The organism is Pseudomonas sp. TE3552, from assembly GCF_056278945.1.
Window position 1 is genome coordinate 4106131 of the sequence record NZ_JBWBQJ010000001.1, and the last position, 14497, is coordinate 4120627.

The following is a 14497-nucleotide window of genomic DNA, read 5'->3' on the forward strand; positions in this document are numbered from 1 at the left end:
ACGGCCAACACCTGTATAAGTAGCCAGTATTATTCCACAGCGTTTCAGGATCGCCTACCCCTGATTTGAGATTTCTCCAGCGACATGGCGCAGCAGCCCCTCTAGCGCGGCCTTCACCGTTTGTCGGCGGACCTCGTCACGGTTACCAGGAAAGTACTGGACCTCGCTGAACACCTGATCGCCAATGCCCCAGGCCAGCCACACCGTGCCCACGGGCTTGCTCGGCGAACCGCCGTCCGGCCCCGCCACACCGCTGACCGCCACGGCAAAACGCGCCCGGCTTTTTTCCTGCGCGCCGCGGACCATGGCCTCGACCACCTCGCGACTGACCGCCCCTACGGTCGAAAACAACTCGGCCGGGACATCCAGCTGCCGGGTTTTCTGTCGGTTGGAGTAGGTGACATAACCGGCCTCGAACCACGCCGAACTCCCCGGAATACGCGTGATCGCCTCGGCAATCCCGCCACCGGTGCAGGATTCGGCCGTGGTGACGTGGGCATTGAGAACCTGCAAGCGTCTGCCAAGTTCAGCGGCCAGCTGAGTGATATCTTTCACGACTCTCTCCTGATCGAGCGGAATGAGGCCTACCGTACACGAGCCGATCACGCTTGCAAGGTTCAGGATCGATCAAAATGTTAGCGAGCGAGGGCTCTGACATAGGCCTGACATGCCTGCAAGGCAATCAGCCCGCGGTCGCCTGTGTCGGTGATGGCGATAATTCGTTGAGCATACGCCGGGTCAAGTCGGGCTCGCGGGGCACCATGATCCACGCCGCCGGTGCGGGAGGCGGCTGGCACTGCACAGGTTGAGGCCGCGTCATGGGCATCGAGGAGGACTGACAAGCGCACATCAGCAGTGGCAAGACGATCGCGCAGGCGACCTTGATCACGTTCGGCATCGCTAAGCGCTCGATAATGGGTTTGTTCACTGGCCGAAAGTCGTTGCTCCAGGGCCAGACGCTTGTCCTGGTTGGCCTGTTGCTGCGTGGCGGCCGCCAGGGTCAATTGATTCAGCGTCTCGGCGTGCAGCCTGGCCTGCTCCGCCAGTTGCCGACCGTAGCGCCAATCCTGAACCTTCCAAGCCAGTGCAGCAGAACAGCCGGCCAGCACCAGCAGGCCGATCACCCGCCAGGAGATCAGGCCGAAGACTGGCATAGCACCGCCCTCGCCCGCGCCCAGAGTTCCAGTCGATCCTGCAAGCCGTTCAGCCCGCCGTTGATACGGCGGGTGATGCTGTTGAACTGGTCGCGATCGGCCAATTCATTCAGGCCATTCTGTTCCCAGAACCACGCGGCTGATTCGGCCGCCCACTGAGGCTGCTCCAGCATTTCAGGCAGAGCTAACAGACGTTCATCGCCAAACAGGCCGAGACTGCATTGGCGGTAGTTGTTGCGGCCGGTGATCTGGATCAGGCCACGGCCACGGTACTTTTGACCGTCGCCGTCGGGTTCCGGGGTGTTGCCCAAGCGAATGGCTAGCGTGCCGGTGTCGTATTTGCTCAGGTATTGAGGGCTGCCCAGCTCACGTACGTACTGTAATTGCCCCGACTCGTGACCGACTTGCGCGAGGAAGGCGGCGATGCGTTTGGGGGTGTTGATGTTGCGGTTAGACATAGCGGTGTTTAGGGCGGAAATGAAAACGCTCGCTTGGGTGCGGGCGTTGGGGAAAATGTTGAGCAATTGTTGATCGGTGAAGCGCATCGCTCGCTCCTGTGGTTAATGGATGACACTCCCAAAATCAGTGAGGATCGGAGTGATCTTCATGAGGGAGCTCCAGTTGTATGGAAGGTGCAGTCAGAAACCTGTGGGAGTGAGCCTGTTCGCGATGGGCGGTGGATCAGGCAACATCAACGCTGGTTTTGATGGCCTCATCGCGAGCAGGCTGCTCCCACAGAGATCTCGGTTGTACGCAAGGGTTGTGCGGGACACTGAACAAAATGTGGGAGCAGGCTTCCCCTCAACCATAGAATCTCCCGCAGGGAGTTGGTGTCAGGCCTTGGCGTCCAGGCAGGTCGCGTCAATCTTGCAGCGATAGCTTTTTTCCCGATCACCGCTGGCGGTGACTTTGTCGATCGACCAGCGACCGCGCATGAAATCCGGCCAGGTGGGGTCCAGCAAAACGATCCCTTCAGCGGACAATCCCGGATTGCCAGGGCATTCGATCGTCACCTTGAGCGCTTCACGCATCATCCGGCGCACCTCGCCTTCGGCGGCGGCCCGGGCATCGTCTGCGCTCTGAAAACGCTGGCGGAGAGTCTTGAACGGCGCGATGCCGCTCTCCTCGACCCGCACTTTGCCGGCCGCCACATCCCACCAACTGGTCTTGCAGCCCTGGTATTTCGCCCGGGCGGTTTCATCCAGAACGGCAGAGATAAAGGAGTGATCCCCTGGGCGATTGTTGGTCGTCACCGACAGCTTTATGGTCGGCAGAACTTTGCCCGATAACGATTTCGCCTGACCGCGCCGTGCCAGCACATACAGCTCGTTGACCGGTTTGGCGACGGCGTCATGCAGGTAGGCCAGTCGCGTCAGAAAACCCATGTCGGTTTCGTTGGACTGATCGATGTGCTCGATTTTTATCAGCGACAGATCCGGGGCCACACGGGGGGAAAAGCCGTGCCTGGACGTCAACTGACGAAACAGCGCACCCAAGGTCGTCGGGCCATGGCTGACCGACCGGCGCTGCTTGAATCCGGTCTGATCCGCCGCACTGAATGGCGCCGCCGTAGCCACCAGTGTCAGACGCAAAGGAAACAGAGTCGGCGTGCGCCGGGTAATGACGAACTCACCTTTATCCACCAGCCCCGACTCCAGATAACCGACCCGCAGGCCGATTTTTCCGCCCAGGCTGGGCAACCCTTCAAGTCCATCCAGACTGATGAGGAGCGTCAGTTGATCCGACTCGATCCCCGCCGCGTCGATGTGCGTCCAACTGAGCAATCGCTCGTTGAGCAGCGCAGCGTTCGCTCCGTAAATTTCCACCGCAGGCGTGAAACCCAGTGACATGCTGCCTCCTTAATCCCAGGCCGAAACCGGTGTGGGTGCAACGGGTTTCGAATCCACTTCCGGCAGGACAACCCACACCCCCGCCGGCAATACCGGCCCCCATTCAGCAAGGTCCGGATTGAGAAGCCAGAGCGCTTGCTCGGTGGCGTCGTCACAACGCTCAAGCTCGCGGTAAAGCAACAGATTCACCGAATCACCGGCGATACTTCGAACCCTACGCATTAGCGAACTCCGTCAAATCGACCACCCAGCCGACCACCATCGCGGTGCCGTCATCAATGACGTCACTTTGGGTTTCCGACACCTTGTTGATCTGCCATAGGCCCCAGTTGCGGCCGATGCCGTCAACCAGCGGCAAAGGGATGCGCAATGCCTGCAATGCACGCAGCTCATCGAGCCGATCCATGGCCGTCGCGTACATCGACTTGCCCGTTATCGTCAGCCCTTGCAGGCCTTGGCCGACCTGACTGGATTTTGGTTTGCTGGTGAGAATGTCGATGCTCTTCCAGCCGCCATCCGAGGTGCGCACCAGGCTGTGGTAGGCGAAGTTTCTGGACAGGCCGAAAATGAAACTGCCCAACGCCATTTGCTGACGCATCACGTACCTCCGTCGGTCAGGGCCGCGTCACTTCGCATGGCGAGTGAGTTGGGCATGGTCATCAATCCGAATTGGCCCGTGATCTGTTGCACAACCAGGTTCGCCAATTGACTGGCGCTGGCCTGATCCTGGCCGTTGATGTAGATGTTCGCGTTGACCGTGTTCTGTTGATTACTCGTCTGGGCGTTGGTCAGGTCTTTGCTGACCTGATCTGGAGCGGCGAGCTTGTCGGCGGGCGTAGCGAGTTTTTCACCCAGCCATTCCCCTCCCCAACTGCCCGCCACACCACCCAACAAGCCACCGATCACCCCACCGACTGCGGTGCCCAGAATAGGCACCACGCTGCCGATCATGGCGCCGGCAGCAGCGCCGGCATAAGTACCGGCGAGCCCGCCACCGGCCGAGCCCAGCGCCCCGCCGACCGCTTTGGTATCACCGGCCTGCAAGCCTTTGACGGCATCGTAACCAGCACTGAGCAGCATCAGTGGCGCGACCCGTTTGGTGACTGCCGAGCCCATTCTGGCGGCACCCAGCAAGCGACTCCCGGTCGACATACGTGGCAGCTTGGTAGTGCTTTTAGGGAAGGGTTTGATCGCGGCTTTTCCAGGAGTAGTACCTTTTTCGGCCCTACCGCCTCGGGGTTGTTTTTTGCCCTTACGGCCGCGTGCCTTGGCATCAACTGTCCGATCCCCCGCTTCGGGGATCGGTCGCGCACCTGCCAGAACCAGTAGTTTTGTCGCGGCAGCGGTGATGGCCGAGGCCATCGCTACCTTGATTTCAGCGCCACGCGCCAACGCAATGGCCCCTGCGAGTACGAGCAATCCTGCAGTAGCTTTCGGTTGTGCTTCAGCGACCCCGCTCAAACCATCGGCCAATGCACCGAGCGACACCATCAAGCCGTCAGTCAACGGTGCCAAAGCATTGCCGCCCGCAGCAAACATTCGGTTTTTACTCGCATCCAGCGCATTCCAGCGCCCTTGCGAGGTTTCCCCCAGCGCCTCGGCGGTTTTCGCTACGGAGCCGTTGTATTTCGGCAACGCCCCGTCGGATGTCCGCTCGGACACCAGCAAAAAAGCCTTTTGGACGTCTTCCGGTTTTTTCATCAGTTCAAGAATCGCCGCGTTATCACCGAACAATGTCTTGGTCAGTGACTGCTGCTCTTCTGCAGGTTTTTTCTTCAGTGCATCAAGCACCAAGTTGATCGTTCCCGGTGCATCCTTGCGCAGGCCATCAGCCAACATCCCGGGATTAAATTTACCGTCCAGGTCAGCCCAGGCCTTGCGCTGTTCCGGTGAGGCCGCGTTCCCCTTGGCCAAAACCGTGGTGAAACCTTTCAAAGCCTCACCGGCACCGGCCTTGTCCGCGCCGCTGTTCAAGAACGCCGCCGCGAGGGCCGCCATCTGTTCCGGGGTCATTCCCGCGGCGATGCCCGCCTCGCCACTGCGTTGCACGACAGAGCCGATGTCTGCCGCTTTGACATTCAGGCCGCTGTTGCCGAGATGGTTGGTTGCGTCCGCCAGGCTCAGGCTTTGTCCCCGATCCAGCTTCATCGAGGTGCGCCAGCCCATCAGCATCTCGCTGGCGGCCTTCACGTCGAGATTGAACGCCGACGCCGTCACCGCACTATCGCGGGTGAAGTTCAGCAGTTCATCCTGTTTTTTGGCCGGATCGAGCCCGTCCCCGATACCCGCCTTCGCCGCCGCCAACTCGACCTGGGCCAGTTGAACCGCCGTTGCCCCGCTCGGAGCAACCTGCTTGTCAGTGGCCATTTTCAGGTTGGCCTCCGACAGTTTCTGCAACTGGACGTTGTCCAGTTTCAGCACTTGGTTGAGTTCAACCATCGCCAGCTCAGTCGCCATCGCAGACTTGAGTAAATCCGGCGGCGTGCGCTGATCAACCTCAGCCTTGAGCTTTGACTTTGGCTCACTGCCTGCCGCCGACACCGAAGCGTTCGCCTTGAGCAGCGACTGCTGCGACGACAGGGCAATGTTCAGCAACGCCAAGGTTTCACGCAGCTTTACCTGCTCCGACACCAGCAGACGGATGTCGAGGCTGGCCGTGGTCAGTGCCAGGTTCAGCCCCGACGTTTCAGACGCGCTGCCGAGTTGCGGCAATTCGATGCTCGCACCGGACAGCGAATACTTACTGTCTGCCATTCCGCTCTACTCCTGTTTCACGCCAAGGCGAGTGATCGCGATGTCGTAACGGCGCAATGCCTTGCCGGCGTCCCACTCCAGAATTTCCGCCTCACTTACCGAGTAAATGAGCGGCACCACATCGAGGATTACTTCGATGTCGCGCTCCGAAAGAAGTCCGCCGGTTTGTTTAAAAAATCGTCGATGCGTACCTGAAGCTGTGTCCAGTCGGGCACGGTCAGCAGGTCCAGATCGGGCAGCATCAGCCCGGTGCAATGGGCGGTGATGAACTCGGCGCGTTCTTTGGCCGTCTTCAGTTTCTTCATCGCTTTGGTGGCGCGCAGCACCGGCATTTCCAGGGTCAGCGAGGTCATGCTGCGGCCCGCCACGTTGAGCGGTTGCAGCAGTGGCACTTGATCGGGGTCTACCGATTGTTCGCCCTGCGCTTGCTGTTCCAGAAAGTACGAAGCAGGGCGAGTCGACATCTCATGCACGTACTGCGCGATGCTCACGTAGTCCGGGCGCTTGATCTGGTCGAGTTCCTTGACCGACAACCCCGTGGCCAGTTTGGCCAGCTCGAAGAACTGATCGTCCTCATCATCGCCGGCACGGGCCAGGGCCTCTTTCTGCGCGGCGTAGTACAACGGTTTGAGTTGGATCTGCTCGATCTCGGATCCGTCATCACCGGTAATCGGCGACAACAGTTCATGTTTTGGGGGCATCCAGGACATGTAAGTAATTCCTTGGTGATTCATGAAAGGGTGCTGCGCAGGGAGCTATTCGCCACAATTCTTGTGGGAGCGAGCAGGCTCACTCCCACAAGTTGTGCGTCTTGGCTGTCCTTGGTGTTACGGCAGCAACACAGCGCGGCGGGCGTCGCCGAGAATGTCGACGCCGTTGAGCACGAACTTCTGGGTGCGCACGTCGATGTCGATCACCGGGATGCCATTCTCCAGACGGTTGTAGGTGCGGCAGGACAGCTCGAGGGTGGTCTTGGGCTTCTCGTTCATTTTGAGAACGGCTTCCTCAAGGGACTTCAGCTTGCCGCCGACGGTGTGGTAGGTGAACCAGGTGTTGCCGTCCTGATCCTGTCCGGCTTCACGCACGTTCAGCAGAATGTCGTCGCCCAGTTTCACACCCAGGGCGAGCATGATTTCTGGACCCGCGCCTTGCAGAATCAGCTTGGAGGTCAGCGCCTTGCCGCTTTTGGCCATTTCCTCGCCGATGAAGCGGCCACCGACCATGTTTTCCATCTCGAATTCGATCTTCGGCGGGGTGAATTCTTCCACAGTCGCCGACAACGGCAGGCCTTGCAGGGTGGCCGCGATGGCCTGTCTTACGCGGTTGGTAAACATTAGAGAACGTCCTCCAGGAACTGCTCGATGATTTCATCGCGGGCGTTGAGTTGATAAATCATGTGTTCGTTTGGTGCGTAGCGGCCGTAGTCGATGACCACGTACCAGGTGCCGTTTTTGTACTTCTCGACGCTGTTCAATTCCGGGTGCAGGTACACGCTGCCGCCCGGGATGGTTTCGTCGGCGACCAGGGTTTGCAGCCAGTCGTTGATGCGTTTGACCTCCTGGTCCATGAACGACTTGGTCAGGTTCTTGGCCATGGCCTTCTGGCCGGCTTTCACCAGCTTGCGGCTGATCGCATCTTCAAGGCCGACGTAGCTGATGAACTTGCCGGTGACGGAGCGGTTACCCAGCAGCGAGAAGCCGCCAAGGATGGTCCGGGCGTAGTAGCTGATACCGTAACGGTTGAGCAGATCGCCTTCGGTGGAGGTGTCGAGGATGTTGTATTCCACGACCCGCGAAACGTCTTCGGCGTAGGTCACCTGGTTGCCCGGGCTCTCCCATTGCTTGACCTTGGCGAGCGCAGCGATGGCCAGGCTCGAAGGCGCCAGGAACACATTTTTCTTCGCTGCCTTGGAGTACACCGACGGCATGTTGTGCACCAGCAGGCAGCGGTCGAAACCGAGGTCCGCGCCGCCCAGCTCCTGGCTGTAAGTCACTTGATCGGCGACTGCGGCGTCCTTGCCGTCGAGTACTACCCGTGCCTTGATACGCTTGCCGAACGAGGCGAACTCACTGGCCACCGCTTTGGTGCCGGTGAAGCCCGGTGCACCGATGATGGTCAGGTCTTCCGGCACACCGCCAAGCGCGGCCAGACCCAGTTTTCGACCGGTCGACGGCTCGATACCGCCGATCACGTTGTTCACGGTGTCGGCCGGGGTTGCGCCCTCTTCGACGATGACCACGTAGACCGGCACCTTGACCACTTTCAGGATCTGGAACACCGCATGGAACAGCGTGCCCGACTCGGTGCCGGTCGGATCCAGCAGTGCCTGTGTGGTGAAGCTGTTGATGCGGAACGGCGCATTGCGCGGAATCAGCAGATCCGCTTTCGGCGCGGTGCCGACCAGACCGATGACGTTGTCCCCCAGGCCACCCATGGCCTCGGGAGATTCAGTGGCATTGACGGTAATGCCGTTGTGCTCGAAGTTCAAAACTTCAGCCATGGTTATTCAGCCTTCTTGGCAGCGGCCTTTTTGGCCGGGATGGATGTAGAGGCCGACTCGGCAGCCTCGGTTTTTTTCAGCTCCAGACGACCGGCGCTGCGCAACGCACTGGCCTCCACATCGAGCAGGTCGAGTTCCTGGCCGATGCTCGACCAGTGGCCACCTCCGGTGGGGAATGGGAGGAGCACGGTGTAGGTTTGGCGTAGTGCCATTTGGGTTTCTCCAGAAATAAAAAAAGCCCCTTGCAGGAGGGGCTGTTGGGTGTTGTTGCGAATTTGACGGTTAAGAAAACGCCCCGTCAGTGCGGGGCGCTTATTGAGACAGGCTTGAGAGCCATTCCGGCGCGGTCGGGCGGTGCTTGATTAGCGGAAACTCTCCCGCTTCCGGCCAATTGCGAAGGGCCCGGCGGTACACCTGAATCTCGGTGTACCGCGCAGCAGTCAATGTAGGCTCAATGCCTTCCTCAAGTTCGTCGCGATGACGCGTCACTACACCATCCGTTTCAGAGAGCGACTGATCCCGCCAAGCCCGTTCGATAGCAGCCAGCTCGTCATCACTTGGCGGCAGCGGATCAACAAGCACCGGAAAGCCATCATCACCCCAGGTAATAACTTTGCCTTCTAACTGACCGGCCAGCAGCTCAGCGTGATTCCCAGCAGAGATTTCAACCACGTCATCCGGCATCGAGGCATGGATTGCTGCGTCGTAGAAACCGCGAGCTTTTTTTGAAGTGAACATACTTTTCCCCTTAGTAGCCAATGGCTAGAAACTGGACGTTTTCTGCTTTACCGACGCCCGTGTTACCACTAAAGCAGTTGATCCCTATCGAGTTCGTAGCAACCACGCCGACAGTCGGAACAGAGTTTGTTCCAGACGCAGAAACAAAGGCCTTTAACACTGCAGTCGGGAACACAATTGGTAGCGCGATACTGGTCGTTCCGCCGGCAGCGGTTGCCCCACCACCCCATTGAAGAATCAAACCTCCCAGCCAGCTCGGAAAAACCAAATAACCATTGGAGCCCTTGAGGATCTGGAATCCCCAGCGAAGTTTTTTCGGCGTCACGATTGTGGTGTCATCGGCGCCGGCATCCGTAAGCACCTGAGTTGCGATCTTGGCCGTGCCCCGATTGATTTCAGTAGCTTGCACAGCCAACGTCTGCAGCGCCGCAACATCAATGTTTCCCTGATTGATCGGCGCGTTCCAGGCCTTGATGCACCACATGACGGCGAGGTTTCGAGGACGAACTGTTTTCCAGTACGAGCCGCTAAAGCTGGCGGCTGTGACTCCAGTAGCGGTGTAGTAAATATCGCCAGTGAAGCCAGGTGCCGGATCGGCATCAATCGCGTCGGAGTTGCCAATACCCTGAACGGCAGGAGCAACGCCATTGTCACCCTGCGTCTTGGTGCCAGCTTGGTAGCTACCCACATTTCGACCCGCATCTACCCCACGCCCATGGTCCCAACCACGCAAGAACTCACCACGAGACTCCGGCAAACGGAAGTTACCAACACCCTCATCCCCCTTGTTGAACGCAGTCCCAAGGTAAGCCGCCAAATCGGGATAGGCCGCAATGCTCTGCACACTACCATCCAGCTCAAGATAACCAGGAGGAACGATGCCCATTGGGAATGACAAAACAGCGCCAACCGGAACTGCAGATTTCAGTCTTTCCACTTCTTTGACCAATTCGGCGATATTAATCTGCCCCTGATTGATCGGCTCATTCCAAGCCTTGATACACCACATCACCGCCATGTTTCGCGGTCGAGCCTCCGTCCCTCCAGAGCTATTGAAGCCTGTACCGAAGTTGAGGGTTACGGCCATGTTGCCGTTGTCCACGACAACCGCCGCCGGATTACTCCCCGACGCATTGGCGAAGGCCTGCATCCGGGTTACGGTATGGGAGTGCGCCTTGTTGTCATCAGCCTGCCAACTGCCGATTGCACGGCCAGCATCGACGCCGCGCCCATGATCCCAACCGCGCAAAAACTCGCCGCGCGATTCAGGCAAACGGAAATTACCGGCCCCCTCATCCCCCTTGTTGAATACCGTGCCGAGGAATGCTGCCAGATCCGGATAGACCGCAATGCTCTTCACACTGCCGTCAATCTCAAGAAAACCCGGCGGGACTTTATCCAAAGGAAACGGCACCATCGCGCCAACCGGAAGCGCCGAAGCCTCGGCAATCATCGCCTCGATTTCAGCCTTGGTGTACGTATCCTTGATACCAAATCCGGCCAGCGTTTCAGGGTTCGAACCGCCGGTTGCCCGGCCATACTTGTCCACAGTCAGACTCTTGTAAGTCCCCGGCTGAATCCCCGTCCGCCCTGCCAACATTTCAAACGTCAGCGCTGTCGTTCCCAGGGTAATCGGCCCGTTGGTGGTCAGGTGCCACAGCGAATCACCATTCACCGTGCCCTCTTCGACCATGACGGTCAGGCCCGGTGTAACTTTCGCGCTGGTGTTGGCATCACTCGCCCGTACCCAGTCGCCATTGGCAACTACCCACAGGCCGTTGTCCTTGGCCAGCGTCTGGTTCGACAACAACACCCGATCCCCCGCCACCACCGCAACACCGTCAATCTGCTGAGCACCGTTCAACACCACGTTGGCGGTGGCGGCAACCCGCACCGATTGCTTGCCATCGAGTTTGCCGAGTTCTTCAGCGAGGTAACTCATCACCCACGCACGCGTCGCCTTGACCACAGTGTCGTCAATCAACAACGTCACCAACGCCGCATTACTGGTCTCGAAAATCGAACGAATATAAAACTCTTTCCCCGACCCCGAAGTCGCCAGCACCGGTTTGAACGACTCCGGATACTTGACGATGGCATACAGAATGCCGGTATCGGTCCACAGCCCAGCCTCACGCACATACCAACCGCCCACTTCAGGCGGGATAGTCACTTCGGCCAGCAACCAACTCGGATTCTTCTCATCCTGGAACAGCGCATTGAGCGGCCCACGCCACACTTCACGCTTGAGCGCCGTAGCAGTCGCGGCCGGGTTGTAAACCGCGCCGCCGCCATCACCGACGGAAATCTGCGACAACTTGATCGGTATGCCCGCCGCCTTGCAGGCGGTTTCGTAGGCGATCCCCGCATTGGTGAGCAGGGTGTAATAGTCGGCCATTTAGGACCCCTGTGGATAAATAGTGGAGGTTTCGACGGTGTAGAGCCCGGCGGCCATGAAGGCCTGACCCGAGGCTTCAAGCCCTTCGATGACAATCGGATAAACCGTGGTCAGCTCACCGCACACGGTGGCGGCGCCGATGACGTGAGTACCGAATGCACTCAAGCCTACCGAGACCGACAAGATGTCCCGTTCGCTTTTGGCATCGGCCAGGCGACGGTCGAGACGGGCGTCGATTTCTTCGCTGTAAGGCTGTTCGGTAAAGGCCCTGACGGAAAAGCTGTAAGGCGGGCCGGGTGGCATTTGCTCGTACCAGGCGCGCACCTCAGGCATCAACTGCAATCCCTTGGCCGCGTTTTCCAGCGCCTTTCGCGTCCCGGCCTGCCGTGCGGTGGGCCAGGCGAGTTCTACCGTCAAACGTTTTTCAGACTCGGCCGCCTCGGAGCTCCATTCGCTGACCCCGCGATCCGCGCCCAGATACGGCAAGAATGCCAGCGGTGTTTCGGCGGGGTTCATCAGTTCGGGGAACGGCGGGTCAATGCGCTCAAGCAACCGGGCGAAACCGAGATCAAGCGCCCTTTCCAGTGGTGAGCTGTTGGCCGGCAACAAGCTCGGGCGAGGTGTGACGTCACTCATAACGTATCCACCTCGACCTCGACTCCCGTGCAATACGGCGCTTGAAAAGCGCTCGTCACAATCGGTGCTACCGGCTCAAGGATTTGTAGCTGAACCGCGCCGGCGCTGTGCAGCGTGTAGTCGATCCAGCTCGGGTCCACCCGCCCTTCCAGGCGATGACAGGCATCGGCGTACGCCTGCAACTGCTGTTGCGCGGCGACTTTGGTCAGCCCGGAATCAGGACCCGGATTGATCTTCGCGATCACCCGGATTTTGTAGTTCTTGATTTGCGCCGCCTGCACCGTGACCAGGTCCGTTTCGGGTCGTACATCAGGCCGGGCGAAATGCTGGCGAACACCGTCGAGCAGCGCTTCGGATGGTGTGCCATCGCCCTCCCGGGAAAGCACCGTGACCGTGACTTCGCCAGGCGCGGTCCGGTGTCCATTGCCGTCCTTGACCTGCGCTGCATAGCCGTCCGGGTCGAAGGTGTAAGTGACCGTCACCACACCCGCCGCCGCGGTTTCCACCTTCACGGCAGGCCGTTCGCCAAGGGTGAAGATCTCACGCCGATACTGCATGCGAGAGCCGGCCGCCGGGGCATGCGGCGCCAGGTAGTAACGCAACCGGGCGTCGTCGTCGCTCTCAAAAATTGGGGCAACCGGCGGGAACGCCGCCGGGTCGCCCGGATCGAGCATCTGACGTTCTAGCCCCATGTCCGCGAGGCGCGCATCGAGATTGGTCCCGGTGGCCCACCACGCCAGCATCTGCTTGATGCGAGCGTTGTATTTGCGTTCGTGGATTTGCAGCCGTACACAGAACGCCTCAAGGGCCAGAGTCAGCAACTCGCTTTCGTTTTCAAGGCTGACCAAAAGCTTGGTCGCGCTCTCGGGGGAACGGGCGCCGACGTACTCGACGACGAAGGTTTTGAACTCTGCGAGCAAATCCTCGAACGCTTCGATCGTGACGATTGCCGGTTCGGCCAACTGGTTCTGGCCCGGTATCAACATACTCATGCCACCACCTCGAAGGTTTGTTTGCGGTTGTTCCAGATCCCGGCGAAGCGCAACAGCAGCCCGGCACCGTACCGGCTGGCCACAATGACCTGCGGTTCAAAATCGTCGATGCCGTTGTACTTGTTGTAAAACGCTTGGGCCGCATGGCTTTGGGCAAGAATCAGCAGGTCGTCGCCGAGGTTCTGCCCCAGCAACTCAGTGAGTGCGCAACCATACAAAGGGCGCTTCTGACGCGTGCCCAAAGGCGTGGTCAGCGCCCGGGTTGCGCGCTGTACAAACTGCAGCCAGTCGTCGACCGTTGCGCCGGTGTTTCTATCGATTCCGATCATGGGAAGCTCTTTATGCAGTACTGATGACGCGACCCTGGTGATCCACCAACGGGCCGCTCAGATGCACACCGGAAGCGTCGAGCCGCAGGCCGACGGCGCCCAGTTGCAATTCGATGGCTTCAGGCGTCAGCGCCAGCCTCGCCGGGCCGATGCTCAACTCGAGGGATTCACGGGAGCCGCTGAACGCCGCCGGGCCGTTTTTCCAGTGCAGGACATGACTGGCATCGTCGTAGCCACTTTCCGTGCCGTCCTGATAGAGGCGACGCGTCAGCGATGCCTGGGTCGAGACGGGCGGAAACTGGCCGCCGTTCAGGCCGAACAACGCAACTGACTGCCCACCGCCCTCGCCGCCACCGTGGTTCAGCAACAGGCACTGCTCGCCCACGGAGGGAATCCGCGACTCGCTCTGTGCCCCGGCGCTCGGATTGAAAAACCTGATCGCTGGGGTGAGCAGCTCCCCATGACTGACCCTGCAGGTGTTGCTGGCCGCATCGACCTCCTGACAAACGCCAATGCGGCAGAAACTGTCGGCACGTCGATGCAGGTCTTCAAGCTCGGTTTCCATCTCGGCCAAACGCTCGATGATCGGCCCCAGTTGCATACGTAACAGCGCATCAAACATGGGTCAGCCCTCGAGTGCGGTGTATTGATCCGGGTCGTCGATGTTCGACACTTCCCAGGTACGGGCGAATTTCGGAATGCCCAGCGGGTCGTCCAGCAGCAATGGCCCGAGGTACAGCGTCTGGGTAAATGAAACGGTCCAGGCGTTGTATTCCTGGGTGCCGCTGATAAACGTGGACGGGATGCCATCAATATTCATCGGCAGATCGCATTGATCGCCCGGCAGTTTCCAGCGGTTATCGGCGACCAGGCTTTTCAACTCACTGGCCAGATCGCAAGCCGCCAACCCTGCGCCTGCACCGGGCAACACGACTTGCAAGGAAACCGTCAGGACATGAGCGATACGTCCGTCGTTGGCGCGGTTGCCCGGCGCATCGCGCTCGATGGCGATCAGTACCCAAGGCAGATCGACAGTGCCGTCGAAGTCTTGATGACTCCCGACCTTCAAGCCGGGAATGGCGATGAGCAATGTCTCGGTAATGGCGGAAAACAGCTGCGACGGTTTTTCGATGACGGCGGGCATTA

At 59.6% G+C, this 14497-nt stretch carries 18 protein-coding genes; all 18 read right to left on the minus strand.

Annotated elements, in window-relative coordinates; genetic code table 11:
- Positions 1–54: 54 nt before the first annotated feature.
- On the minus strand, positions 55–555 hold the full coding sequence (locus ACZ9BB_RS18545) for a CinA family protein (protein ID WP_476215163.1): 501 nt from the start codon (positions 553–555) through the stop codon (positions 55–57).
- Positions 556–635: 80 nt separating this feature from the next.
- Positions 636–1154: a lysis system spanin subunit gene (locus ACZ9BB_RS18550; protein WP_476215165.1), complete on the minus strand. Its 519-nt coding sequence runs from the start codon at positions 1152–1154 to the stop codon at positions 636–638.
- Complete coding sequence (locus tag ACZ9BB_RS18555) at positions 1136–1699, minus strand: glycoside hydrolase family 19 protein (protein WP_476215167.1); 564 nt, start codon at positions 1697–1699, stop codon at positions 1136–1138. The genes ACZ9BB_RS18550 and ACZ9BB_RS18555 overlap by 19 nt, the downstream gene beginning before the upstream one ends.
- A 288-nt stretch (positions 1700–1987) precedes the next feature.
- Positions 1988–3004, minus strand: coding sequence for a phage late control D family protein (locus tag ACZ9BB_RS18560; RefSeq protein ID WP_476215169.1), 1017 nt, complete (start codon positions 3002–3004; stop codon positions 1988–1990).
- A gap of 9 nt (positions 3005–3013) precedes the next feature.
- On the minus strand, positions 3014–3226 hold the full coding sequence (locus ACZ9BB_RS18565) for a tail protein X (RefSeq protein ID WP_476215171.1): 213 nt from the start codon (positions 3224–3226) through the stop codon (positions 3014–3016).
- A complete protein-coding gene (locus tag ACZ9BB_RS18570) occupies positions 3219–3602 on the minus strand; it encodes a phage tail protein (protein WP_476215173.1) in 384 nt (127 codons plus the stop codon). The genes ACZ9BB_RS18565 and ACZ9BB_RS18570 overlap by 8 nt, the downstream gene beginning before the upstream one ends.
- On the minus strand, positions 3602–5758 hold the full coding sequence (locus tag ACZ9BB_RS18575; protein ID WP_476215175.1) for a phage tail tape measure protein: 2157 nt from the start codon (positions 5756–5758) through the stop codon (positions 3602–3604). The genes ACZ9BB_RS18570 and ACZ9BB_RS18575 overlap by 1 nt, the downstream gene beginning before the upstream one ends.
- Before the next feature lie 128 nt (positions 5759–5886).
- Entirely contained in the window at positions 5887–6468 is a 582-nt protein-coding gene (locus ACZ9BB_RS18580) for a phage tail assembly protein (RefSeq protein ID WP_476215177.1), read from the minus strand.
- A 117-nt stretch (positions 6469–6585) separates the two neighbouring features.
- Entirely contained in the window at positions 6586–7092 is a 507-nt protein-coding gene (locus ACZ9BB_RS18585) for a phage major tail tube protein (RefSeq protein WP_347929098.1), read from the minus strand.
- Entirely contained in the window at positions 7092–8258 is a 1167-nt protein-coding gene (locus tag ACZ9BB_RS18590; protein WP_476215179.1) for a phage tail sheath protein, read from the minus strand. Before ACZ9BB_RS18590 ends, ACZ9BB_RS18585 begins: the two co-directional genes overlap by 1 nt.
- A 2-nt stretch (positions 8259–8260) precedes the next feature.
- Positions 8261–8470, minus strand: a complete 210-nt coding sequence (locus tag ACZ9BB_RS18595; protein ID WP_476215181.1) for a hypothetical protein — start codon at positions 8468–8470, stop codon at positions 8261–8263.
- Positions 8471–8570: 100 nt separating this feature from the next.
- The gene (locus ACZ9BB_RS18600) at positions 8571–8996 is read right to left on the minus strand and encodes a tail fiber assembly protein (protein WP_476215183.1); all 426 of its coding nucleotides are present in this window, start codon (positions 8994–8996) and stop codon (positions 8571–8573) included.
- A 10-nt stretch (positions 8997–9006) separates the two neighbouring features.
- The gene (locus tag ACZ9BB_RS18605) at positions 9007–11394 is read right to left on the minus strand and encodes a phage tail-collar fiber domain-containing protein (RefSeq protein ID WP_476215185.1); all 2388 of its coding nucleotides are present in this window, start codon (positions 11392–11394) and stop codon (positions 9007–9009) included.
- Entirely contained in the window at positions 11395–12030 is a 636-nt protein-coding gene (locus ACZ9BB_RS18610) for a phage tail protein I (protein ID WP_476215187.1), read from the minus strand. It abuts the gene before it with no gap.
- Entirely contained in the window at positions 12027–13022 is a 996-nt protein-coding gene (locus tag ACZ9BB_RS18615) for a baseplate J/gp47 family protein (RefSeq protein ID WP_476215189.1), read from the minus strand. The genes ACZ9BB_RS18610 and ACZ9BB_RS18615 overlap by 4 nt, the downstream gene beginning before the upstream one ends.
- On the minus strand, positions 13019–13351 hold the full coding sequence (locus ACZ9BB_RS18620) for a phage baseplate protein (RefSeq protein WP_476215191.1): 333 nt from the start codon (positions 13349–13351) through the stop codon (positions 13019–13021). Before ACZ9BB_RS18620 ends, ACZ9BB_RS18615 begins: the two co-directional genes overlap by 4 nt.
- A gap of 10 nt (positions 13352–13361) precedes the next feature.
- Positions 13362–13973, minus strand: a complete 612-nt coding sequence (locus tag ACZ9BB_RS18625) for a phage baseplate assembly protein V (RefSeq protein WP_476215193.1) — start codon at positions 13971–13973, stop codon at positions 13362–13364.
- A gap of 3 nt (positions 13974–13976) precedes the next feature.
- Positions 13977–14495, minus strand: coding sequence for a hypothetical protein (locus ACZ9BB_RS18630; RefSeq protein WP_476215195.1), 519 nt, complete (start codon positions 14493–14495; stop codon positions 13977–13979).
- Between the last annotated feature and the right edge of the window lie 2 nt (positions 14496–14497).